Here is a 24,858-nt window from a genome sequence, read left to right on the forward strand (position 1 = left end):
AAATCTTTAATAAATAACACTTGGAAATATGATGAATGTTGTATTAAATTCAACTTCAAATTATCTCCACTTCAAACGTCTTTCAACTTTAACCTTTATGCGCAACCGCCTGCACCTGCTGTTTGTAACAGTAGCAGTCATTCTTTTTATTTCCTGTAACCGTAATGCCGTAAAACTAACCGAGAGTAATGCCAAAGGCGAAATTCAGCAATTACAAAATCTTGTGTTCCGGTTTAATAAAAACCTGGTGCCCGATTCATTGCTCAACCGTTGGGATTCGATTCCATATGTGGAGTTTGAACCAAAGATCAGCGGACGATTCCGCTGGGAGCATGGCGATGAGTTGATCTTTTCTCCATCAGCTCCGCTTTCACCTGCTACTTCTTACAAAGCAAGCATTAATAATGAAGTGCTGGCTTTCACCAAATACAACAAGGTATCGGTTGATGAACCGCTGGAGTTTTTTACACCTGAACTGAAACTGGAAAACTCCAACATCACCTGGGTATTGGATGATGCAACCAACAAAGCCATTCCGCAGGTTGATCTTTATTTCAATTATATCGTTACGCCTGCTGCGTTAAAAGAAAAGCTGAAAGTGAAACTGGATGAGCAGGAGAAAGATTACAGTGTGCAGACCATCAACAACGACCGCAAGGTTTCAATCCGGCTGTTGAATGTAAAAACGGAAGACCGTGATTACAATACAACCGTAACACTTGATAAAGGTTTGGTGCCCGATGGCGGAAAGAATGCAACGAAAGAAGCCATCGAAGAAAAATTTACGATTCCGTCGCCGTATACCTTAACTGTTACCAATATGGAAGCAAGACATGATGGTTTGTCTGCTACGGTAAAGGTATTTACCTCGCAACAGGTGGTTGCCGATGTGTTGAATCAATACATCAAACTCAACCCCGGCGTAAAGTATGACGTGGAAGTAGAAGATGATGGTTTTATTATTACAGGTGATGCGTTTGATGTAAGCAAAACCTATGAACTCTTATTAACGAAAGGTCTGCGTGGTAAACTCGGCGGTACCTTGAAAGAAGATTACAAGGAAACAGTTGCCTTTGGCGAACTGGAACCGGATATTGCATTCGGCAACAGCAAAGCTGTTTATCTTTCTTCGCAGGGCAATAAGAATATCGAGATCAGGATCAGCAATGTGCCAAAGGTGAAAGTGATCATTTCTAAAGTGTATGAGAACAACCTGCTCGCTGCACATAAATATGGTTACTATCCAAAAAACAGTGAAGACGATTATTATTACGATGAAGAAGGTGGCGATGCAACACTGGGTGATGTGATCTATGAAAAAGAAATTGATACCCGCAGCTTACCAAAGCTCGGCGGCAGTCGCTTGTTCAATTTCAATATTGCTGACCGTGTGAAAGATTTCAATGGCATATATCATATAGTAATACAATCAACCGAAACCTACTGGATCAAAAACCAACGTTTTGTCTCACTCAGCGATATTGGTTTGATTGCCAAAGAAGGCAAAGAGAAAATGCTGGTGTTTGCCAATTCCATTAAATCAGCAGCATCGTTAAGCGGAGTGAATGTAACGGTGTATGGCAGCAACAATCAACTACTCGGCACAGGAACAACCAATAATGATGGTGTAGCAGAAGTTGCATACGCAAGAAAAGAATACAGCGGTTTTAAACCGGCCATGGTGATCGCAAAAACGGCTGACGATTTCAACTACTTACCTTTTTTTAATACGAAAGTAAATACAAGTCGTTTCGATGTAGGTGGTAAAGCATGGAGCACAACCGGTATGGATGCCTTCATATATGCAGAGCGTGATATTTACCGTCCGGGTGAAAGAGTGAACGCCAACATTGTGTTGCGTACCAATGATTGGAAAACTCCCGGTGAACTACCCGTAAAACTCAAGTTCATTATGCCGAACGGTAAGGAAATGAAAAGCTTCCGTAAAATGCTGAACGAACAAGGTTCTGCTGAAGTAAGTATCGACTTGCCTGTTGCTGCCATCACCGGCAGTTATCAACTCGAATTATATTCAGGCAACGATGTATTGCTCAGCAGTAAATCATTCAGCATCGAAGAGTTTGTACCCGATCGTATTAAAGTGGCGGCATTACTCAGCAAAGAATTTTTAACCGTTGGTGATTCTGCTTCATTGCGTATCAATGCAACTAACTTTTTCGGGCCACCTGCCGCCAATCGTAAATACGAAACAGAAATACAATTCAAGCAGGCATATTTCTCACCAGATAAGTACGATCGCTATACATTCTCGTTAAGCAATCAATCTTCGTTCTTCGACAAAGTGGTAAAAGAAGGAACAACCGATGCAAACGGTAACGCAACTGAAGGCGTGAGTGTTCCTGCACTTTATAACAATCTGGGTTTGTTACAGGTTGATATTTATACAACAGTGTTTGATGAAACCGGTCGACCGGTAAGTAAACTCACCAAGGCCGATGTGTTTACACAAAAAGTGTTTTATGGTTTGGGTTATGACGGTTACTATTATTATCCGCTCAATCAAAGCATTAAGTTTCCGTTGATCGCTTTGAACAAAGATGAAAAAGTAGTAAACGCAATGTCTCGTGTGCAGGTGATCAAACATGAATACAGAACAGTGTTAAGCAAGAGTGGTGATTACTTCCGTTACGAATCGCAGAAAGAAGATAAAGTGATGAAGGAAGATGTGGTAACCATCATGGGCGAGAATACCAATTATGTATTTGTTCCCCGCCAACCCGGCGATTATGAAATACGCATTTATGCGCCGAATGCTGATACTTATGTGAGCAGAAGCTTTTACAGTTATGGCAGTTGGGGTGGCAACAACAGTTCGTTTGAAGTAAACACCGAAGGACAAATTGATATTGAAACCGACAAGAAGGAATATGCAACAGGTGAAAAAGCAAAGCTCTTATTCAAAACACCTTTCAGCGGTCGTATGTTGGTAACGTTTGAAACAGATCATGTGGTATCATATCAATACATCAATGTCGAAAACCGTTCAGCTTCAATTGATCTTTCCATTGCAGCAGAGCATTTACCAAATGTGTTTGTAACAGCAACACTCATTAAACCACATACAACAGGTGATATTCCTTTAACGGTAGCGCATGGTTTTCAATCCTTGAAAGTAGATGAGAAGAGTCGCAAGATCGATGTGCAGATCACAGCCAACAAATCAACACGCAGTCGCACACATCAGAAAGTAAAAGTAAAAGCAGCACCGGGTAGTTATGTTACATTGGCTGCAGTTGATAATGGTGTGTTGCAGGTGAGCAATATGAAAACACCTGATCCTTACAATTATTTCTATCAAAAGAAAGAACTGGGTGTAAATGCATTTGATCTGTATCCGTTATTGTTTCCTGAATTGCGTGCACGCCTCAGCAGTACCGGTGGTGATGGTAGTGATATGGAAAAACGTAACAACCCGATGCCGAACAAACGCATCAAAATTGTAAGCTACTGGAGTGGTGTGCAAAAAGCAAATGGCAGTGGTGAAGCAGAATTTGAATTCGATGTGACACAGTTCAGCGGTGAAATTCGTTTGATGGCTGTTGCTTATAAGAACGAACAGTTTGGTGCCGATGAAGAAAATATGACGGTGGCCGATCCTGTTGTTATCAGTGCAGGCTTACCACGCTTTTTAAGTCCGGGTGATACCGTACTTGTTCCTGTTACATTGAGCAACACCACAAAAAATGCAAGCAGTGCCAGTGTAAAAATTAATGTAAGCGGACCGTTGCAGGTTGTTGGTGTAAGTAATCAACAAGCACCTTTACCTGCCAATGCAGAAAGCAGGGCAGTGTTCCAGGTAGTGGCACAACAACGTATCGACTCAGGTCGCATACGTATTGAAGTAAAAGCAATGGGCGAAACATTTTTTGATGAAACACAGATAACAGTTCGTCCGCCATCAACCTTACAAAAAGAAAGTGGCAGCGGCAGTATCAATGCCGGCGCAACACAAAGCATCAATATACCTGTCAATCGTTTTATGCAGGGCAGCGCCGATTATCAACTTATCATCAGTAAATCACCTGCGTTGGAATTAGGTGATCAGTTGAAATATCTTGTGCAGTATCCATACGGTTGTACAGAACAAACCATATCGGCTGCGTTTCCGCAATTGTATTTTGCTGATCTGGCAGATCAACTCAAACCAAATAAAGGTGCATCTGCAACTTCAGTTGCCAACATCAATGAAGCGATCCGCAAAATAAAAATGCGGCAGTTGTACAATGGTGCTGTTACGTTGTGGGATGATGAAGGCACTGTTCATTGGTGGAGTACCATTTATGCAGCACACTTTTTACTGGAAGCACGCAAAGCCGGTTACGATGTTGATAATAGTTTGGTTGAAACAATGATGGGTTATCTCATCACACGTTTAAAAACAAAAGAAACCATCGACTATTATTATAACCGCACACAGAAAAAGAAAATTGCACCAAAGGAAGTAGCGTATAGTTTATATGTGCTGGCATTGGGCAACCGAGCACAGATCAGTGTGATGAATTATTACAAAGCCAATCAAAATATGCTCGCACTTGATAGTCGTTACTTATTATCTGCTGCGTATGCATTGAGTGGAGATAAGAAAAGTTATGCGGCAATGTTGCCATCTTCCTTCAGTGGAGAAATAAGTTTACCGCAAACAGGAGGAAGTTTTTACAGTGATGTACGTGATGAAGCTATTGCACTCAACACCTTGATGGATGTTGATCCGGGTAATGCACAAATACCGTTGATGGCAAGACATGTATCACAATTCTTAAAAGAACGTCGTTGGTTAAGTACACAGGAACGTGCATTCGGCTTTTTAGCATTGGGTAAACTTGCCCGCAATGCAGGCAAGAGTAATGTTACTGCGGATGTTATAGCCAATGGTAAAACAGTAGGCAAACTCAACGGAACAGATCTGAAATTGAATGCAAAGCAATTGGGTTCTTCTAACATACAGGTGGCGACAAAAGGCAGTGGACGTTTATATTATTACTGGGTTGCCGAAGGTGTAAGTGCAACAGGTGATTATAAAGAAGAAGACAGTTACCTGAAAGTGCGTCGGCAGTTTTATAACCGCTATGGTCAGCCGATTACAGGAAATACGTTTAAGCAAAACGATCTCATCGTTGTGAAAATAACCATTGAGAAAAGTTTCTCCACTTTAGTTGAGAATGTGGTCATCACTGATCTGTTACCCGCAGGTTTTGAAATTGAAAATCCACGTACCAAAGAATTGCCGGGTATGGATTGGATCAAAGATGCATCGAACCCAACTGCATTGGATGTGCGTGATGATCGTATTCATTTCTTTGTTGATCTCAATAGTGGAAGACAAAGTTATTATTATGCAGTGCGTGCAGTATCACCTGGTAATTATCGCATGGGACCTGTTAGTGCCGATGCAATGTACAATGGCGAATATCATTCTTATCATGGAGCTGGTGTTGTAAAAGTGATACAGTAATAGAAAAACTTCCGGGTTTTTTGAAACTCCGGAGGTTTTTTAATTAAGTAATTCAATGACAGTAATTGAAGCACAAAAAATTGGGAGTAAACAAGGACTAGTCTCTGGTGGATTAGGCATATTGATAGCTCAGCTTATTATGACTGCAATGATTTCGTCTGACCAAGGCTTTTTCAAGGCATTCTTTTGGTTTTTAGATGTTGACTACAAGTTGAACCTTTTTATTGGTTGTATTATCATGCTTTTTTGTGGGTATTATTATGGTAAAATTGCAGGGAAAGCAATCATCATAAAGCAGAGAAATTTCATCTTAGTTGGTTTTCTTTGTGCGATTGCTGTTTTGTTAACGACGGCTTTTCTTGCAGGTTGGGTAGGCTTCTTTCAAGAAGGCATTGACAATATTGGTACTAACGATAACCCATTTGAAGATTATATTTTCAAACCCCTTTTCTGGGTTACATTATTTGGGATAATACCAGCTTTATTAGTTAGTATTTGGTTTGGTGGGCAAATCAAAAGAAGGGGTAAGAAATATAACAAGAGCATGCAACTTGATTAATACATTAGGTTGTTATAGATATGTATCCCTAGAACAAAAAAGCTCCTTCAAGTTTTGAAGGAGCTTTTCTTTATTCAAAATATTTTTACACTAAATCTTTTTCCATATACACCACTTCATCCAAAGGATTTTCGTAATAGGCTGTTGTCTCTACAAAACCATATTGCCTGTACAAACCAATAGCAGGTTGTAATTTCTCTAAGGTATCGAGTTTCATTTTTGTATAGCCGAGCATCTGCGCATCTTTGATCAGTTGCTCCACCAACACTTTCCCGATCTTATGTTTACGGTAAAACGGCTTTACATAAAGTCGTTTCATTTCGCAACTACCTTTTTCCCGCAATGGTTTTAAGGCAACGCAACCGGCCACTTCGTTATTCCACTTGGCCAGGTACAATACACCTTTCGGCGGCCCGTAAAATTTCAAAGGATCTTTCAACTCATCTTCAAAACTCTGGAAACATAGATTTTCGTCCAGCTCCGTTTCATATTCCCGAAACAGCTTCCTCACCTCGTCCATCAACCAGCCTTCCTGCTGTATATAAATTAACTCCGTCATTTTTTTAATACCTTAACTGCAAACTTACAACCTTTAGCTGCTCATGATTGTACGAATTCTTACTTTATTATTATTTCCTGCATTCCTCTTTGCACAGAACTACAAAAAGCTTCATAAGAAAGCAGTTTTGGTAGATACACATAATGATATTCCTTCATCTGCCATTGAAAAGAAAGTAGCGTTTGATACCGATCTGAGAGGCAAAACGCACTCTGATCTCAACCGCATGTTTGCGGGTGGTGTGGATGCACAGATGTTCTCGATCTTTTGTGGCGGCGAACAAAAAGAACCTTACAATTTTGCCAACCAGGAAATGGATAGTGTATATGCATGGGTAAATCGAAATCCTTCAAAGATGAAGTTGGTTTACACGCCTGATGATTTTAAAAAAGCCATGAAAGAAAAAAAGCTGGCAACCATGTTTGGCGTTGAAGGCGGACATATGATTGAAAATGATCTCACCAAACTTGACGCATTGTATAAAAGAGGTATGCGTTATATGACCATCACCTGGAATAATTCTACTCCCTGGGCAACAAGTGCTGCAGATGAGACAACACCCGGCGGTGCTGCTAACAGCGAGGGGAAAAAAGGATTGACTGAATTTGGAAAAACTGTTATAAAGCGCATGAATGATTTGGGTGTGATGGTTGACATCAGTCATGTAGGTGAACAAACATTCTGGGACATTACAAAGATCACAACCAAACCCATCATTGCATCGCATAGTTGTGTGTGGAATTTATGTAAGCACAGAAGAAACTTGAAAGACGATCAGATCAAGGCCATTGCAAAAAGCGGCGGTGTGATCTTCCTGAATTTCTATGCAGGATTTATCGACAGCACATTCGAAACAAAGCGAAATGCAATGCTGAAACAATACCAACCAGAGATCGATTCGCTCATCAAACAAAATGTGCAGCCCGATTATGCAAGGATCATGACGGCTGAAAAATACAAGGACAAACTCACAAGCATCCTGCCATCCATTTCAGTTTTACTTGATCATCTCGATTATATTGTAAAACTTGTTGGTGTTGATCATGTAGGTATGGGCAGCGATTTTGATGGCATTGAAGCTCCACCGTTAGAATTGAATGGTGTGGAAGATTATCCACTCATTACAAAAGCATTACTGGAACGGGGATACAGCAAAAAAGACATCCACAAAATTTTGGGTGGAAATTTTATACGGGTGTTTGAAGCAACTATGAAAAACACAGCACAATAGTTCAAAAGAATTTGCCAGTTTTCTATCTAGTAATTGTGACACGCCACTCTTGCGGTGTAACACCGTATTCCTGTTTAAATACCCTTGCAAAATAACCGGAATCGTTGTATCCGCAATCCAATGCAACAGTTGCAATGCTTAACGAAGGATTCGCTAATAACTCTTTGGCTTTATTTAAGCGAATGATGCGGATAAACTTATTGGGCGAGCAACCTGTAAGTGCTTCCAGTTTGCGATGCAGTTGCGAGTGACTCATAAAAATCAATTTGCACAACTGCTCTACACTAAATTCATAGTTGGTAAAATTAGCTTCCACTAACTCTCTTACTTTTTTTACAAACTCATGCTCGGCTTTTTCTTCTGCAACAATTTCTGTTCCTACTGTTGATGTAGTTTCAACATTATCTGCAATACCGATTTGTTTGCTGTAATACTGCTGTAAATTTTTTCTCATCTCCAGCAGTTTTTTAATACGCAGTAACAATTCCTCCTTATAGAACGGTTTTTCTAAATATACATCAGCACCTTTCTCCAATCCTTCCAGTTTGCTTTGCATATCAGCTTTTGCAGTAAGCATGATGATAGGGATATGACTGGTGCGTTCATCCTGTCTTAGCTTTTTACACATTTCAAATCCATCAATGAAAGGCATCATTACATCTGTAATAATTAAATCAGGAATCATTTCTAACGCAATTTCAAATCCTTCTTTTCCATCTTTACCAACAGCCAGTTTGTATTGGGGCAGGCAACTTGCAGTATAGGCCACAACATCCACATTATCTTCTACCAATAATATCAACGGTGTGGTTGCAGCAGCATGTTCATTGTTGATGATAACAGGTTTGCGTCTTACAGAAACAGGTTCAATAGCAGGTTCTTTTGTAAATACAGGAACGGTTGCTGCAACTTCTTCCGCATTTGCTTTTTGCAGTGGTAAGGTGATGGTGAACTCTGTACCTTTTGTTGCACCAACCGGCGGGCTTTTTACTGCAATCGTTCCATTCATGAGTTTCACTAATTCTTTGGTAAGCGCCAGTCCAATTCCTGTTCCTTCTGCTTTGCGTGTATGACTGTTATCCAGTTGATAAAAACGATCGAAGATGTGCTGCAACTGATTTTCAGGAATACCAATGCCCGTGTCTTTTACTTTTAAAACCATTACAGTTGTACCGGGTTCTTCCGTTGCTTCCTGCGAAATACTTACATACACATTGCCCTTTGCCGGAGTAAACTTCAACGCATTGGATAAAAGATTGGTAATGATCTGTCGTAACTTTTCTGCATCATACGCAACCACCAATTCATCTGCATCCGCTAAAAAGTGAAATTGTTTTTGCTGACTTGCAGCCAATGATTGAAATGATTCCACCACATATCTTAAAAAATTGATCACATCACCTTTAACCAAATGCAGTGTCATCTTTCCATCTTCGAGCTTCGACAGGTCAAGCATTTCATTTACAAGATTGAGTAAATGATTTCCGTTGCGAACGATCATATCCATTCCGCCATCGAGATGTTCTTCCGGCTTTTCTTTTACCTGTTGTGCCATTCCTAAAATAACGGTAAGTGGTGTGCGGAATTCATGTGTGATATTGGCATACAGTTGTGTTTTTAGTGTATCTAATTCCTTTACACGTTTTGCTTCCTGCTGCTCGTAATGTAATTGCGATTGCAGTTTTGCTTTATTGATCCTGAATAAAAAATATGCTCTTGCTGCAAAGCCGATCAACAACGCATAAAAAAGATAAGCCTTCCATGTTCGCCACCAGGGCGGCAGCACTCTTATTTGCAGTTCTTTTATTTTATTACTCCAAACACCCTGGCTGTTGCTGGCCTGTACTTTAAAAATAAAGTTTCCTGCCGGCAGATGTAAGTAAGTAGCGTTACGTCTTGTACCACTTTCTACCCAGTCTTTATCAATACCAACCAGCTGATAACGGTATTTATTTTGATCAGGTGCCGTAAAATCAAGCGATGAAAATTCAAGTGTTAAAATATCCTGTGCATGATTTAAGGTAATGGATGGAGCGTATTCGATCGTTTGTTTCAGTAATCCGGTTTTATCATTGGGCAATACCACTTCATTACCTACCAAAACGCTTGTGATAAATACATTGGGTGAAATTCCATTTTGTAAAACTGTTTCCGGATTAAAAATATTTAGTCCGTTCACTCCACCAAATGCCAGATCACCGTTGGGGAGTTTTGCATAAGCGCCTGTATTAAACTCATCGTCCTGCAAGCCCGACGCTTTTGTGAAATGCCTGAACAACCATTGACTTTGTTTTTCTTTCTTGCTATTCAGCAAACAAAAAATACCGTTATTGGTACTGCCCCAAATATTACCTGCATCATCAGTCAACAATCCATACACCACATTATTGCAAAGACCTTCTTTGGTTGTGATATGTGTAAACTGATTGCTTGTTTTATTCAGGCGATTGAGACCGCCTCCTTTTGTTGCCACCCACAAAATTGTATTGTCGAATGCATCATTGATGATGCATGACACATGGCTGTAGTTCAACGCTGTTCTATCAGCAGCGTTTGTTTTGTACCATGTAATTTTTGGCGGCGCTTCAGCATTGAATTGAAAATTAATTTTTGCGAGTCCGTTTTCGGTACCCGCCCAAAACACACCGCTTGCATCTTCGTGCAAAGCAGTTATCTGTGCACCTTTTAGCATAGGATTGACAGGATCGGTGTTGATCGTAATTTTTTTATACGCTCCTGTTGAAGGATTTAATACAATCAGCCTTCCTCCAAAACCGGTAAGCCATATATTACCTTTACTGTCTTCCAGTTTTGGTTCCAGCAACTCTTCTTCCCTGTTTACATTTATCTTGTAGGTAGTTGAAACTTTTGTGACGAGGTTTAACTTTTTAATTACTTCATCAAAATTATTGGCACTGTAGCCTCCCTTACGGTGCAAGCCCCAAATGGTAAAGCCTTTGCCCATGAAAAAATCACTGCCATCAAATAGTTTCTTTTCTTCCTTGCCGGATAAATTTCTTCCATCAACATCAAACCTTTTTAATTCGCCCCAGCCTCTTATAAAAACCTCGTTGTTTGGCAACCCCATTATTTTACGCACACTAAAACCACGATCAATATGATGAAATTTTTCTGTTTCGTTGCTGTACTTGCGCAAGCCGTAACCATTCGTGCCCAGCCAAACAAGTCCTGAACGGTCTTTATAAATTCTTGTTGGTGTTACTTGCGAAAAGCTATGCAACCTTGTTTGTTCGGGATCTACCGGACTACCACGTTTCCAGTTTTTAATATCAAAAATTTCCAATCTGCCCGAATCGGTTATGCCAAGCCAAAATCTTTTTTTATCCATTTCGTGAAAAAAAACTCTGCCATGACCTCTGACGATATCTTTTGAAAACAGCGGATAAGCAATGGTATCCTGCACCTGGCTAAAGAAAAAATCATCTGCCCACACACTACCATCTGCAGCGGGTGCAGTTTGACCAAATTCAAAACTATTCTTTCGCCATACGAGCGACAGATCGTTGGGCAGCAATTCATAAACCTTATCAGAAATGATCCAGACTTTTTTACTGCCGTCCATATACATGCACGAAACATTCTGCGCCCCCGGTGCAGTTAAATGTGTAATTACAGGTTGGGAATTATTTTCCAAAAAATCATCGGGTAACGAAATAACATTTAAACTCTTCTCCTGCGGAAATACAAGAAACCTTCCATCAGGCAGTTCAATGACCGGTAAAAAAACTTTATTTCCGGATAGGCTGTTTGCATTTTTGGGATTGTGTAAAATGCGCCGGAAACGATCGCTGGTTTTATCGTAAATATTAATGCCATCATCTGTACTTACCCAAAGCCTGCCTTTGCTGTCTTCAAAAAGGCGATTAATGTTGTTATTACTTATTGAATAAGGGTTGTAGCTGTCGTGTGTGTAAACTTTAAAAGTATACCCATCGTAACGGTTAAGCCCGTCTTTGGTACCAAACCACATAAAGCCATCTTTATCCTGCAGTATGTCGTACACATATCCCTGGCTCAAACCTTCCGATGTGGTTAGCTGCTCATACTTCAGCTGTCCCCAACCGGGTATAGCCAACCAAACCCCAAAGAGGGTGATCAGCAGTTTAGTTGTGATGTGGCTTGGGGGCATTTGCTATAAAGATAATCGAAGCCCAATTTTTTATTTCATCTTAAATAGTAAACAGATTTTTTCCGCACAGAATGATGAATTTATCCCGACGATGCACAATTTGTCCTGTCGATTGCCGAGAAACTGAAGTTGAATGGTGGATTCGTACTCACAAAAAGTCTGGTTTGAATGGAGCTTTGAAAGACCCCATTATCACATTTTTCCTAAACCAAAACAAACAAGTATGACACAGAAAATTACTGCCAAGCTCAGCGCATTCCTTCTTTTAATGCTGACAATTGCTTTTGCCGGCATCAGCCAAACCAAAAACGTAATATCTACACACCGGGTATTTCCTAAAATTGACAAGATCACAGAATTTGAAAAGGCCGTTGCTGCCCATGCCCAAAAATATCATACGGGCGATAATCATTGGCGTGTGTTTGCCATTCAATCAGGACCGGATCTTGGCGGGTATCATATAACCGAAGGTCCGAAGAGTTGGGAAAGTGAAGATGCAAGAGGCGACATCAGCCCCGAACACCAAAACGACTGGAATAAAAATGTAGCCATTTGGTTAACAGACAAACAGAGCGGCGGCTACTCCGTTTACCAGGAATCGTTAAGCACCATTGCGTTGGGCGATTTTACTGAGAAGATCCAGATCACACATGTATACCCAAAACCGGGGCAAAATGATAATGTGGTGGCCATTCTTAAGAAAATAAAGAAAGCATGGGAGGCTTCAGGTGTAACTGTTGCTGTGTATGTAAGCAGTTCTTCGGGCCCAACACAATATACCTTAACAACAAGGTATAAGCAGGGATTGAAAGAACGGACTGTGGGTTTCCGCAAACCGTTTAAAGAAGTGTATGAAACTGCAAACGGTGAAGGTTCTTATGCACAGTACCTAAAAGATATAGCAGAGTACACACAGGAAAGCTGGAGCGAATTATTGTTTATGCGTAAAGACTTAAGTTCGAAATAACCCTTTTTCCATGTTGATAGTTAAACAACCTCATCATTCTAAAAGTGGTGGGGTTTGTTTTATAATTCATTTAAACCGGGTTAGCGTTAACAAAAAAGAAAATGAAAAAAATCTTATTCCCGCACATTGAAAAATGGTTCCTCTTATTTATACCCTTAGTAATCATTGGCTTTTATCCCGGCTATTGGAGTAAGATAACCGCTAATAAAACAACGATACTACATGTTCATACCTTCTTTATGTGTTTATGGGTAATTATGAGTATTGTACAACCCTGGTTGATCATGAAGAAGAAGACCAGCATTCATAAAATTGTTGGCAAAGTAAGTTATGTGTTGATTCCTTTAATCGTAATATCAGGTTACATACTTATTCAAGCCCGCTACGAACGAATTCTTCTTCGCATTCAAAATGAAGTAGCAACGGGGAAATTGAACATTACAACTGAGGAGGTACTGAGCAGAGTAGCCAGTTCACAAAGGTTTGGAATTATTTTCCTTCTTATGCTCATTATTTTTTACATACTGGCCATTGTCAATGGCAAACGGTTTCTCCATCATGCAACATATATGATCGGTGCCATCTTTACTTCCATTGATCCGGCTTTAGCCCGCATGATTGGTCATTGGGCAAAAGCCAATGATATAGCGCCTAACTTTTTTGTTGAATATAGTTCGCAACTGTTCGCACTCATTTTATTGATTGCCCTTGCTGTTTACCAACGTTCGAAAAAACAATCGTTGCAACCAATATTGATCGTGATTGGTATTTATGTAATTAGTTTTTTGATCGTTGATTTTGCAGGCAATACTGCTGCCTGGCAATGGTTTGCGGAAAGCTTTTTATTTCGTTAGTCAATAAAATAGTCATTCGTGAATCGTAGAAACTTTATACAAACTTCCACTATTGCAACCGCAGGTGTTTTGCTGCCGATTAGTGTAGCTGCATCTGGCCAAAAAACAAAGAAGAAAGTAATTGTGCTTGGTGCTGGCCTTGCTGGTTTAACTGCCGCATGGGAACTCGTACAAGCCGGTCATGAGGTGATCGTTGTTGAAGCAAGAAATCGGTCTGGTGGTCGTGTACTAACTCTTCGGGAAGGTTTTACTTCGGGGTTAACAGCTGAAGCCGGCGCTATGAGTTTCAACGATAATTATTTCAACCTGCTTCGTTATGTGAAGTTTTTCAATATTCCATACGAATCGCTGAAAGCTCCTGCTATACGGAGTATTGGAGGAAATACAGTCTATCATCTGCGTGGCAAACGCATTGTTCCTGTTAACGGCAAAATAGTTTGGCCTTATGAACTCAAACCGGAAGAACGTGAGGGCAGTATCACCAACAGGTACATTCAGCCTTTACTGGAAGGTGTGGATGATGTATCTATTTCCAATTCACTGTACAACTGGGCCCGTTCAATTGACAACAAGACATTGCTTCAGTTAATTGCAGAAAAAGGTGCATCTGCAGGTGCGCAGGAAATTATTCGTGTAACAACCTGGTATTGTGACCGGCAGGGATTGGCTTCGGCTGCAGCGAATCTGTTACCCGTATTACAGAGTGCCACAAGTAAAGATGTGTACAGCTTTCCCGGCGGAGTTGATCGTTTATCCTCTGCATTTGCAATTAGATTGGGAGAACGAATTCATTTTAATACTGAGGTGGTGAGTATAAAAAATGCACCCAATAGTGTAGAAGTAATTGTGAATATAGCTGGTAAGCAAGAAAGCATTAGTGGAGACAGGATCGTTTGCACAATTCCTTTTTCGGTGTTGCAAAACATCGATATTTCGCCTTCGTTATCAGCCTTCAAAAAAGAAATTATTGCCGGGCTCTATTACACACCAACAACCCGTGTGTTCCTGGAAGTAAAGAAAAAATTTTGGGAAAGCAACGGAGAGAATGGTTCAGCTATGACTGATCTCCCTATAGGCCAAGTACAAAAACATCCAATGATCAAAACAGGAAAAGAAGGAGAAAGAGCTATCCTTGAAGGTCATGCACGTGGGCAGGATGCTTTGCAACTTGACAAGATGTCGAACGACGACAGATTAAAATTCACACTTGAACAGATGAGCAAAGTTCACCCTGATGTTTCCGACTACTACGAGGGTGGCATTTCAAAGAGTTGGCAGCTTGACCCTTATTCGCTTGGAGCATATTCGTTATTTCTTCCCGGCCAAATTACTTCATGGCTGCCTGAAATCATCCGACCAGAAGGTCGTATACATTTTGCCGGAGAACATACTTCTATATACTCAGGAAGTATGGAAGGTGCGGTTGAATCAGGTGCACGTGCAGCAAAGGAGATTAACGAAGTTTAAGAGGATATTCTGATCCGGCATACGCTGCCGTGGTTCGTGAAGACACGAAACACAGATATAGAAAAAGAAAAAAGAAAAAAATGAAAAGTAAATCAATCATAATCCTGCTTGCAATTGTGCTTTCACAACTATTCATGATCCCTTTCACTTTAACAGCACAGCATAATACTGTAGATTTTTCATCTGCAATAACAGTTATTCATTCCTTTAACAGTGAACAAAAGACAAAATCTGTTTTTCCTTTTGATGAAATGTCAAGATATGACTGGCATTATCTTCCTCCAAGTTTGATTCCAAGAAGAGGCGTGTGTTTAAAAGACCTGGATAGCTCGCAAAAGAAAAATGTTTATGCCTTACTTAAAAGTTTTTTAAGTGAGAAAGGGTTTTCACAAACGCAGGACATCATGAATAACGAGTATTATTTAAAAGAGTTAGAGCCAAACATGATACACCGGATACCTGAAAATCATTTCATCGCATTTTATGGCAATCCCGGGAAAGACAGCGTTTGGGGATGGAAATTTAGTGGACATCATATTGCTCTGAATTTTACAGTAGTAAACAATCAATTAGCATTCACTCCGGTTTTCTTTGGAGTATATCCTGCTGAAATAAAAGAAGGAAAGAATAAAGGAAGGCGAATCATAAAAGACGAAGAAGATCTTGGCTTTGAGTTAATCAATATGCTTACTGCTGAACAAAAGCTCCAGGCTATCTTTCAATCAAAAGCATTTACTGATATTGTTACTACAAACGCTATTCAGGTTGGGCATCTTGCCCCTGTTGGTATTTTAGCCAAAGACCTGACACTTCAACAAAAAAACATTCTAAATAAATTAATTGCCTGTCATCTTTCTTCTATGCCAACTGAAATAGCAGAGATGAGAATGAAGCGAATCGTATCAGAAGATTTTAACGAATTAAGATTTGGATGGGCAGGTGGTTTAGTAAAAGGAGTACCACATTATTACAGAATACAGGGGAAAACTTTTTTAATTGAGTTTGATAACACTACACACAATGCGAATCATATACACATTGTATGGCGTGATTTCAATGGTGATTTTGGAGTTGACCTTCTAAATGAGCATTATAAAAAAAGCAAGCATCACCACAAATAAAATTGATGATACGTTTTTTTCGAGATTAAACTACCAAGATTCAATAAATAGTGAACAAACAAAACACGTCGTTGACTTTGCAGAACAGTAGTACTAAACACAACAATTTTTAAAATGAATAATAACGCATCACCCTTAATTAATCAAAGCAAACCAGCCTCGTTTGTAAAATCAGGCTTTGTATTACTTCTTATGCTCTATGTAGGTGTAGTTACTTTTCAGGAGATTTTACCCTACTTACGTCTGAATAAAGAAAGTTATGGCAGGTTTTGGGATTATAAGTGGCCCTTGTTTTTCCATATTTCAAGTGGAATTACAGCCATGTTAATTGGTCCGTTTCAATTCTGGAAGAAATTCAGAAACAGATATATCAAAATACACAGAATGCTGGGGCGTATCTATCTGATCGCAATTTTAACCGGTAGCATCAGTGCAACCTATTTAGCGTGGACCAGTGGATACAAGATAAGTTTTTCATGGGCGTTTGGTTTAGAGGCATTAGCCTTTGCCTGGATTTCTACGGCATTGATGGCCTATACATCAGTGAGGAGAGGTCGCATTGTTCAGCATAAGGAATGGATGATACGAAGCTATGTAGTAACGCTGGCTTTTTTCTTTTTCCGCATTTTTAATAATTCAACTTATGTGAAATCTATTATACCGGAATTTAAAGAAAGAGGCGTAACGATTATTTGGTTTTGCTGGGCAATTCCATTATTAATAACTGAAATTGTTTTGAGTCGGAAAAAGAAATAATAAATAAAATGCAATTGTTGCCTTACGAAAAACAGCCAGAATTAGTAACAAAAATCGTTGGCATGTGCATATTAAGAATTAGATTTAAGTCATCGATTCTTTCCCAAATCCATCTCCCCTTGAGAAAAGTGTGTACGCTTTCCTTTTAACTCCCTATGTGTTTGACAATGACTTTGCATCAGCAAAGCATTACTTAATAAGTAAAACCAGTAACATGAGAAAATTTATTCTGCCTATTCTCTGTTTTCAATTTGCATGTATTGTCTCATCTGCACAAAAAACAAAACCTACCAAAGGCATTGCGGGTATATGGCAATTGGTTGAGTTTGCTGATTATGATTCTGTTTCCAATACATGGATAAACCGCTACGGAAAAAATCCACGAGGCTATTTTATTTACTCGCCCGGTGGCATATTAAGTATTAATGTTTCCAGCGATACGCCACTTAAAATGACGGAGGAAGGATCAAAAAATTACACGATCAATTTTCATGAATTTTTCAGCAGTCATTCTTTCGGATACTTTGGTACGTACACATACGAACCTGCAAAGGGACAAGTGATCCATCATGTAAAAGGAGGAACGCTTCCTTTCTATACCGATACAGAACAGCCCCGGCAAATTCAACTAAGAGGCGATACAGCAATCATAGGCGATAACATCAGAACAAGAAGAGTACTTGTAAGAGTTGAATGATAATTAAACTTTATTATAAATGAAAACAGACTTAACGAAATCGAGAATAACATCAATTGACCTTCTTCGTGGTGTTGTTATGATCATAATGGCACTGGATCATGTAAGAGATTATTTCCATGCCGATGCTTTTATTTATGATCCGCTTGATCTGGAAAAAACAAAACCGGTACTTTTTTTTACCCGATGGATCACACATTTCTGTGCACCCGTATTTATGTTTCTTGCGGGTACATCTGCATCGCTGGTAGGTGAGCGTAAAAGCAAAAAGGAACTGTCTATGTTTCTCTTTAAACGTGGAGCATGGCTGATACTGCTAGAACTTACGGTTATCAATTTCGGATGGAACTTTGATATTACATTTAACAATATCTACTTTATTGTCATCTGGGTACTCGGTCTAAGCATGATCGCCTTAGCAGCTGCTGTTCATTTACCAAGAAAATGGATTTTTATCATTGGCCTACTCATTTTAGCCGGGCATAATCTTTTGGATGGAATTCATGTACAGGGAAATACTTTTAAAGCATTTGCCTGGGCTCTTGTTCATGATCAAAATTTATTTACATGGGCAAGTAAAAATATATTAGTAGGTTACCCGGTATTACCATGGATTGGCATTATTATGCTGGGGTATTGTTTTGGGGCATTGTATTCGCCTGCTTTTGGTGCAGAAAAAAGAAAAAAATGGCTACTCAATATTGGTGGCGGAGCTGTACTCTTATTTATTATTATACGCTTTGCCAATTTTTATGGCGATCCCGGCCCCTGGAGTAAGCAAGATAATTTCTTAAAAACATTCCTGGATTTTATCAGTACCACTAAATATCCACCCTCATTATTATATGCATTAATGACACTTGGACCTTCTGTCTTATTCCTTGCATTTACAGAGAGAGCAAATAACACGTTTACAAAATTCATTTCAATTTATGGAAGAGTGCCGATGTTCTACTACATCCTGCACATTTACCTGTTGCATGCTGCAGCCTTGGTAGCAACCGGATTATTTACCGGTTTCAGCTGGCAGATATGGGTATTGAAAGAGCCGTTATGGTTAACTCAAACATTAAAAGGCTACGGCTTTTCATTGGGCATTGTATACATCGTTTGGATAGGGATCGTATTGTTCTTATACCCTTTGTGTAAATGGTACGACCGCTACAAACAAAACCATAAAGAAAAATGGTGGTTGAGTTATTTGTAAGCATTTAATACGGCCTTGTGGTTGGTGAAGACACGAACCACAAGGCTTGCAATTATAAATCTTAACCAGCTAAAACTAATCATTATGCAACGCAGAACATTTATCAAAAATTCATCACTCACAGTGATCAGCATTAGCGCATTCGGGGGGTTGAACTGGAATGGGAAACATTTTGAAGGCGATACCCCAACCACTACAGATATACTTGGTCCTTTTTACCGACCGGGTGCACCATTACGAAACAATCTCAGGCTTGCCAATTCAAACGGCACGCCCATCGTTTTAAAAGGATTCATTTTTAAAGAAGATGGGAAAACGCCCATCAACAATGCATTGGTAGAAATATGGCATTGCGATGAACATGAAGTGTATGATAATTCTTCTGATGATTATAATTACCGTGCTGCACAAAAAACAAAAGCAGATGGTAAGTATGCATTCAAATCTATTTTGCCTGTTCCGTATAAAGCCGATCAGAATGATGAAGCATCATGGCGGCCTGCGCATATACATATGCGTGTGTCTGTACCTAATCAACAGGATCTGATCACGCAGATTTATTTTAAAGGCGGCAAGTATGTTGAAACCGACAACTGGGCTTCTGCTCCACAGGCAGTAAACAGAATACTTGATATAACGAAGAGTTCAAACGGAGAAAGTGAAATTGTGTTTAATGTAGTGATGGCGAAAGAATTTCCGCTTGAGCAAAAAGTATATGATAAGATCACGGGGCTTTATCAAATGGGCGAAAACATTACGCTTGAATTCCTGAAAAATGACGATCTGCTGTTTATGAAAGTAAACGGACAACTGAGATCGAGTTTGACCTATACAGGCAATAACACATTCATTGGTGGAATAGGTTATCCCAAAGTAACATTTGAGTTACAAAAAGACGGAAACGTAAAAGTGGTTGTAGAGCGAGCTGCGGGTAAAACGGTTAGCGGTACTAAGTTTTTAAAGTATAAACAATAAGAAGATATTGCTTTGTGATGGTTTGCCAAAAAAAATATCAGAAACATTATCGATGAATATTTTATTCATGTGTTCGTTGCACAACAAGAGTTCACTTACTGTCAGGGTTTGCAAAGCTCAAAACTTCTGTCTACCTTTTGGCAATAGGTATTTTGTCTGACTTCGTCATAACCAAAATCAACAACCATGTCCACGGCATTTACACCAGTACGTACAAGTGAACGTATTCATATTATGGATGCCCTGCGTGGTATTGCTATCCTGGGTATTTTTATTGCTAACCTGGGTGCGGGTTTTTCATTTTATGATTCTTCACTCAACAACGTTGGCCCTTACTTTCATAGGCTCGATCATACCTTTCACTTTTGGGAGCATGTTTTCATCGAAGGAAAGTTTTATTCCATCTTTAGTTTATTGTTTGGCTGGGGTATGGAAATACAATTAAAACGGAGTGAAATAAACGGGTTAACCCCTGTAAAGTTCATGCGCAGGCGATTGGGTTTTATGTTTCTGCTTGGGCTTGCACATTTGTTATTGCTATGGACTGGTGATATTGTTGCGTTTTATGCATTGGTTGGCTTTGTGTTTTTATGGATCCGCAAGTGGAACGATCGAAAATTATTTATCACAGCCATTGTCATGCTTTGCTTACCTGTGCTTATTTATTTCCTTCGAATGAAATGGAACGTCCTGCTGGCGCCTGCAGGTTTGCTTTATGGCACTGGTACAAAAATTGATTCGTATTTAACAGGTTCAAAATCTTTTGACGAGTTTTTGATCAACCTGAAAACAGGAAACTATCTCTTCCAGTTAAAAAGCCTAGTCGCCGGTGTGTTTTACCGTTTTGGCGATTTGATTTTTCAAAGCCGTCCTTTAAAAGTGTTGGGCATGTTTATCCTTGGTTACCTGCTGGGGCGTAATGACCGTTATAAAACCATTCTTGCAAATAAACAATTACTCTGGATGGTTGCAGGTGGAGGTTTACTTATTGGTTTACCTGCAAACTATCACTTATCAAAATTGATGGAAACAGGTTTATACTACCAGTTGAAGATAGAAGGTGTTTATCAAAGCATTGCTTATGCATTGGGCGTAGCTCCATTGGCATTGGCTTATGTTGCATTGTTCTTTCTATTTGCTCAAACAACTTTTGGCAAAAAAGTGGTGAGCATACTTCAGCCGGTTGGTAAAATGGCATTCACGAATTATATCAGTCACTCAGTGATCGGCACTATTGTTTTTTATGGGGCGGGCTTTGGTTTAGTCCGTGAAGTAGGACCGGTGTATTACACTGCGTTTGCATTGCTGGTATTTATCGGACAAATCATTCTAAGTACATTATGGTTGAAGTATTTTAACTATGGGCCCATTGAATGGTTATGGCGTAGTGCAACTTATAAAAAATGGCAAACGTTCAAAAAGAAATCTCAAACAACTAATATCGATAACGAATAATGGAATCGACATTAACAACTAAACGGATAGAATCCATCGATCTGCTTCGTGGCCTGGTGATGATCATTATGGCATTGGATCATACACGTGATTTTTTTCACAGGGAAGCTTTTACAGGAGATCCGCTGAATCCGGAAACAACTACAGCTGCATTATATTTCACACGTTGGATCACTCATTTCTGTGCTCCTGCTTTTGTATTTCTTTCCGGTGTGTCTGCATGGCTGCAAAGCAAAAGGAAAACAACAAAAGAATTGAGTTGGTTTCTGATCACTCGTGGTTTTTGGTTGGTGCTGATCGAATTAACGGTGATGACATTTGGTGTATTAGGTGATATCTATTTCAGTACCATCATTCTGGCAACAATATGGTCCATCGGAATCAACATGGTTATATTAGGGTTGCTCATTTGGTTACCATTCCGTGCTTTGCTCGTAATTGGTTTGTTGATCGTATTTGGTCATAATCTTCTGGACTTTGCTGAAGCAGAACGTAATGGCGCTGTTCCGGTATGGTGGAGCTTTTTGCATCGTCCCGCTTTTCTTCAACTGGGGACTAATTTTACATTAGGCATCATGTATCCTTTTCTGCCATGGACAGGGCTAATGATACTCGGTTACTGTTTCGGAAAACTTTTCAGCAATACAGAAACTGAACGTAGAAATAAACTATTGCTGTGGATGGGAGTTGCTGCATTACTGTTATTTGTCGTACTACGTTCGATTAATGTATATGGTGATTCACAACCCTGGAGTAGCCAAAAGACGGGGCTTCAAACATTTTTCTCTTTCATGAATGTGCAAAAGTATCCGCCATCGTTGCTTTTTATGAGTGTAACAATTGGCGGCGCACTTATTTTCTTATCCTTTGTTAAGAGCACCAGTAGTCGTTTTGCGAAATTCGCTATCGTATTTGGCAGGGTTCCCCTGTTTTATTATATCGTACATTTTTATGTGCTACATATTATTTCAATTATCCTGTTCTTGGCGAGAGGGCATAGTATAGCAGAAGGAATGAATGTGCCAATTCCCTTTAAATTCATTATACCGGGCGAAGGTTATAGTTTATGGATCGTGTATCTAGTCTGGATTTCTGTTGTGCTTGCATTGTACCCATTGTGCAAATGGTACGATAATTATAAAACCAATCATAAAGAAAAAAAGTGGTTGAGTTATTTATAACTACAACCTGATGGTTCACCGAACATTCAACATTACCCAAATCCCTTGCAATGGAATTCATTAACAAACTACTCGCCATCAATTCCAATTATATCATCATTGGGTTGATGGTGCTTTTTTATTCGCTTGAACAATTGCTCATCAATCAATTCAACTTCAAAAAAAGACCGCAACACCTGTTTCAAAACAGTCTGTTTTATTTTGTTTTTTTTCTTGTAAACATTTTCTGGGCTTCGGTTACAGTTTTCAGTGTTGAATGGTTGAACAAGCATGAGATCGGGTTATTCTATCTTGTGCAACTGCCGCTTTGGTTAAAACTATTGCTGGGTGTTGCCATGATCGACCTGGTGAGCTACGGGTTTCACCGACTTTCACATGTGGTACCACTGCTCTGGCGTTTCCATCGTGTGCACCACAGTGATACAACCATGGACGCATCTACAAATTTTCGTGGGCATCCGATCGAAACTTTTCTTTGGTTTGGCAGCAGCAATATTCTTGCGGCTGCTGTTTTTGGTCTTGATTTACTTACACTGGGTTTGTACTTTTTTATTGCCAGCATTTTCTTTTTCCTGGAGCATGCTAATTTTCGTTTCCCTAAATGGCTCGATAAAAGTATTGGCTTAGTCATAACAACACCTAACATCCACAAAGTGCATCATGATCAGGATCAGTATTACACCGATTCTAACTTCTCTGATATTTTTATTTTATGGGATCGCCTGTTCGGTACCTATAAAAGTAAACCGGTTGAGCAAATCAAACTGGGGTTGAAAGAATTTGACGAAGAGAAAAAGCAAACGTTCTGGTATTTGATGAAGAGTCCATTTATCGATGTAAAACGAATTGGCTCTGCCGAATTAAATAAGATGGAACAACAGAAATAAAATGAATCACAAAACGAAGCTTCGCTTTTCGCTACTGCTCCTTCTTACGTATGTACTCACCGCATAGGTGCGGGTGAGCAAAAAAGCCAAAGCATAAAAACACAGTTACGATTCTATTCGAAATAAAATAACGAGTTGTTGAAGCAACAACACTGAACAAAAATTTGAAGCAATGAAAAAAATCAGTATTCTTTTTTTACTCCTGTACTCATTTAGCAGTCTTGCACAAACTTATTTTCCTGATGCAGACTGGCAAACAAAAAAGCCCGAAGAGTTAAAGATGAATAAAGTTTGGCTCGACAGTGCAGTAAGTTTTGCATTGAAAAATGAAAACAAAGTTGAACGTGACTTGCGTATTGCCAATATGAAATCTTATTCACGGGAACCGGGATATAAAATGATCGGGCCTATGAAAGAAAGAGGTGGCCCTGCGGGATTAGTGATCAAGAACGGATACATCGTTGCGCAGTGGGGCGATGTGAACAGAGTTGATATGACGTTTAGTGTAACAAAAAGTTATCTCTCTACTGTTGCAGGTTTAGCAGTTGACAATGGATTGATCAAAAGCGTAAACGATAAAGTTGGTCAATATGTGTGGGACGGCTACTTTGAAAGTGCGCATAATTCAAAAATAACCTGGGAACATTTGCTCAACCAATCATCCGATTGGAACGGAAGTTTGTTTGGTTTACACGATTGGGCCGATCGTCCGCCAAGAGAAGGCAGCATTGATGACTGGAAGAACCGTAAGCTGCTTGAACCCGGAACAAATTATGAATACAATGATGTACGTGTAAATCTCCTTGCTTATTCGTTATTGCAGGTTTGGCGTAAACCATTGCCTGTTGTGTTTAAAGAGAAGATCATGGATCCCATTGGAGCCTCCACTACATGGCGTTGGTTTGGTTACGAAAATTCTTTTGTAACTCTTGATGGATTAACAATGCAATCAGTTAGTGGCGGCGGTCATCATGGTGGTGGCATCTTCATCAATACACTTGATCATGCAAGGTTTGGTTTGTTGTTTTTGCGAAATGGAAAATGGAAAAATCAACAACTGATTTCTGAAAAATGGATCACTGCTGCACAGCAACCATCTGCTGCCAATAAAAATTATGGTTACCTGTGGTGGTTAAATACAGATCAGAGCTGGAAGGGCATCTCCCCCAAAGTATATTATGCAGCAGGATTCGGTGGCAATTATATCATCATCGATAAAGAACATGACTTGGTAGTTGTTACCCGTTGGATGGATGACAGTAAGGTGGCCGAGATGCTGAGCCTCGTTATTAAATCGATCGAAGCAAAATAATTTCAAA

At 39.6% G+C, this 24,858-nt stretch carries 17 protein-coding genes; 15 read left to right on the forward strand and 2 right to left on the reverse strand.

Translation table 11 applies throughout. The features are described 5' to 3' along the window. The first annotated feature begins 97 nt into the window (after positions 1–97). Together WG954_RS05020 and WG954_RS05025 are read left to right on the forward strand one after the other, a co-directional pair. On the forward strand, positions 98–5,473 hold the full coding sequence (locus WG954_RS05020) for an alpha-2-macroglobulin family protein (RefSeq protein ID WP_340434232.1): 5,376 nt from the start codon (positions 98–100) through the stop codon (positions 5,471–5,473). A 55-nt stretch (positions 5,474–5,528) separates the two neighbouring features. Then, complete coding sequence (locus WG954_RS05025) at positions 5,529–6,032, forward strand: hypothetical protein (RefSeq protein WP_340434234.1); 504 nt, start codon at positions 5,529–5,531, stop codon at positions 6,030–6,032. 85 nt (positions 6,033–6,117) lie between these two features. Here WG954_RS05025 and WG954_RS05030 read toward each other — a convergent pair whose 3' ends face one another. Then, positions 6,118–6,591 (reverse strand): GNAT family N-acetyltransferase, encoded by a 474-nt coding sequence (locus tag WG954_RS05030; protein WP_340434235.1) that lies wholly within the window; start codon positions 6,589–6,591, stop codon positions 6,118–6,120. A gap of 43 nt (positions 6,592–6,634) precedes the next feature. Here WG954_RS05030 and WG954_RS05035 point away from each other — a divergent pair, with 43 nt between their 5' ends. Further along, positions 6,635–7,822 carry a dipeptidase gene (locus WG954_RS05035; protein WP_340434238.1) on the forward strand — a complete coding sequence of 396 codons (1,188 nt, stop codon included), beginning with the start codon at positions 6,635–6,637 and terminating at the stop codon, positions 7,820–7,822. Positions 7,823–7,844: 22 nt separating this feature from the next. Here the strand turns inward: WG954_RS05035 and WG954_RS05040 are convergent, their stop codons facing one another. Then, positions 7,845–11,972 carry a hybrid sensor histidine kinase/response regulator transcription factor gene (locus tag WG954_RS05040; RefSeq protein ID WP_340434240.1) on the reverse strand — a complete coding sequence of 1,376 codons (4,128 nt, stop codon included), beginning with the start codon at positions 11,970–11,972 and terminating at the stop codon, positions 7,845–7,847. A gap of 223 nt (positions 11,973–12,195) precedes the next feature. Here WG954_RS05040 and WG954_RS05045 point away from each other — a divergent pair, with 223 nt between their 5' ends. The 12 genes from WG954_RS05045 to WG954_RS05100 all read left to right on the forward strand — a co-directional run bounded on the left by WG954_RS05045 (position 12,196) and on the right by WG954_RS05100 (position 24,851). Further along, positions 12,196–12,939: a hypothetical protein gene (locus tag WG954_RS05045; RefSeq protein WP_340434242.1), complete on the forward strand. Its 744-nt coding sequence runs from the start codon at positions 12,196–12,198 to the stop codon at positions 12,937–12,939. A gap of 101 nt (positions 12,940–13,040) precedes the next feature. After that, the gene (locus WG954_RS05050; RefSeq protein WP_340434244.1) at positions 13,041–13,793 is read left to right on the forward strand and encodes a hypothetical protein; all 753 of its coding nucleotides are present in this window, start codon (positions 13,041–13,043) and stop codon (positions 13,791–13,793) included. Positions 13,794–13,811: 18 nt separating this feature from the next. Beyond that, a complete protein-coding gene (locus WG954_RS05055) occupies positions 13,812–15,260 on the forward strand; it encodes a flavin monoamine oxidase family protein (protein WP_340434246.1) in 1,449 nt (482 codons plus the stop codon). A gap of 80 nt (positions 15,261–15,340) precedes the next feature. Beyond that, positions 15,341–16,381, forward strand: coding sequence for a DUF3500 domain-containing protein (locus tag WG954_RS05060; protein ID WP_340434248.1), 1,041 nt, complete (start codon positions 15,341–15,343; stop codon positions 16,379–16,381). A gap of 114 nt (positions 16,382–16,495) precedes the next feature. Beyond that, positions 16,496–17,137 carry a DUF2306 domain-containing protein gene (locus WG954_RS05065; protein ID WP_340434250.1) on the forward strand — a complete coding sequence of 214 codons (642 nt, stop codon included), beginning with the start codon at positions 16,496–16,498 and terminating at the stop codon, positions 17,135–17,137. 214 nt (positions 17,138–17,351) lie between these two features. Then, positions 17,352–17,834: a lipocalin-like domain-containing protein gene (locus WG954_RS05070; RefSeq protein ID WP_340434251.1), complete on the forward strand. Its 483-nt coding sequence runs from the start codon at positions 17,352–17,354 to the stop codon at positions 17,832–17,834. A 19-nt stretch (positions 17,835–17,853) separates the two neighbouring features. Continuing rightward, positions 17,854–19,041, forward strand: a complete 1,188-nt coding sequence (locus WG954_RS05075) for an acetyltransferase domain-containing protein (protein WP_340434252.1) — start codon at positions 17,854–17,856, stop codon at positions 19,039–19,041. An 84-nt stretch (positions 19,042–19,125) separates the two neighbouring features. Then, positions 19,126–20,016: a dioxygenase family protein gene (locus tag WG954_RS05080; RefSeq protein WP_340434254.1), complete on the forward strand. Its 891-nt coding sequence runs from the start codon at positions 19,126–19,128 to the stop codon at positions 20,014–20,016. Between the two features lie 186 nt (positions 20,017–20,202). Continuing rightward, positions 20,203–21,471 carry a DUF418 domain-containing protein gene (locus WG954_RS05085; RefSeq protein WP_340434256.1) on the forward strand — a complete coding sequence of 423 codons (1,269 nt, stop codon included), beginning with the start codon at positions 20,203–20,205 and terminating at the stop codon, positions 21,469–21,471. Further along, positions 21,471–22,652 carry an acetyltransferase domain-containing protein gene (locus WG954_RS05090; RefSeq protein ID WP_340434258.1) on the forward strand — a complete coding sequence of 394 codons (1,182 nt, stop codon included), beginning with the start codon at positions 21,471–21,473 and terminating at the stop codon, positions 22,650–22,652. The genes WG954_RS05085 and WG954_RS05090 overlap by 1 nt, the downstream gene beginning before the upstream one ends. Before the next feature lie 50 nt (positions 22,653–22,702). Then, positions 22,703–23,539: a sterol desaturase family protein gene (locus WG954_RS05095; RefSeq protein WP_340434259.1), complete on the forward strand. Its 837-nt coding sequence runs from the start codon at positions 22,703–22,705 to the stop codon at positions 23,537–23,539. Positions 23,540–23,711: 172 nt separating this feature from the next. Continuing rightward, a complete protein-coding gene (locus tag WG954_RS05100) occupies positions 23,712–24,851 on the forward strand; it encodes a serine hydrolase domain-containing protein (RefSeq protein ID WP_340434261.1) in 1,140 nt (379 codons plus the stop codon). Positions 24,852–24,858: the final 7 nt, after the last annotated feature.

The sequence above is a fragment of the Lacibacter sp. H375 genome (assembly GCF_037892425.1).
Lineage (GTDB): Bacteria > Bacteroidota > Bacteroidia > Chitinophagales > Chitinophagaceae > Lacibacter.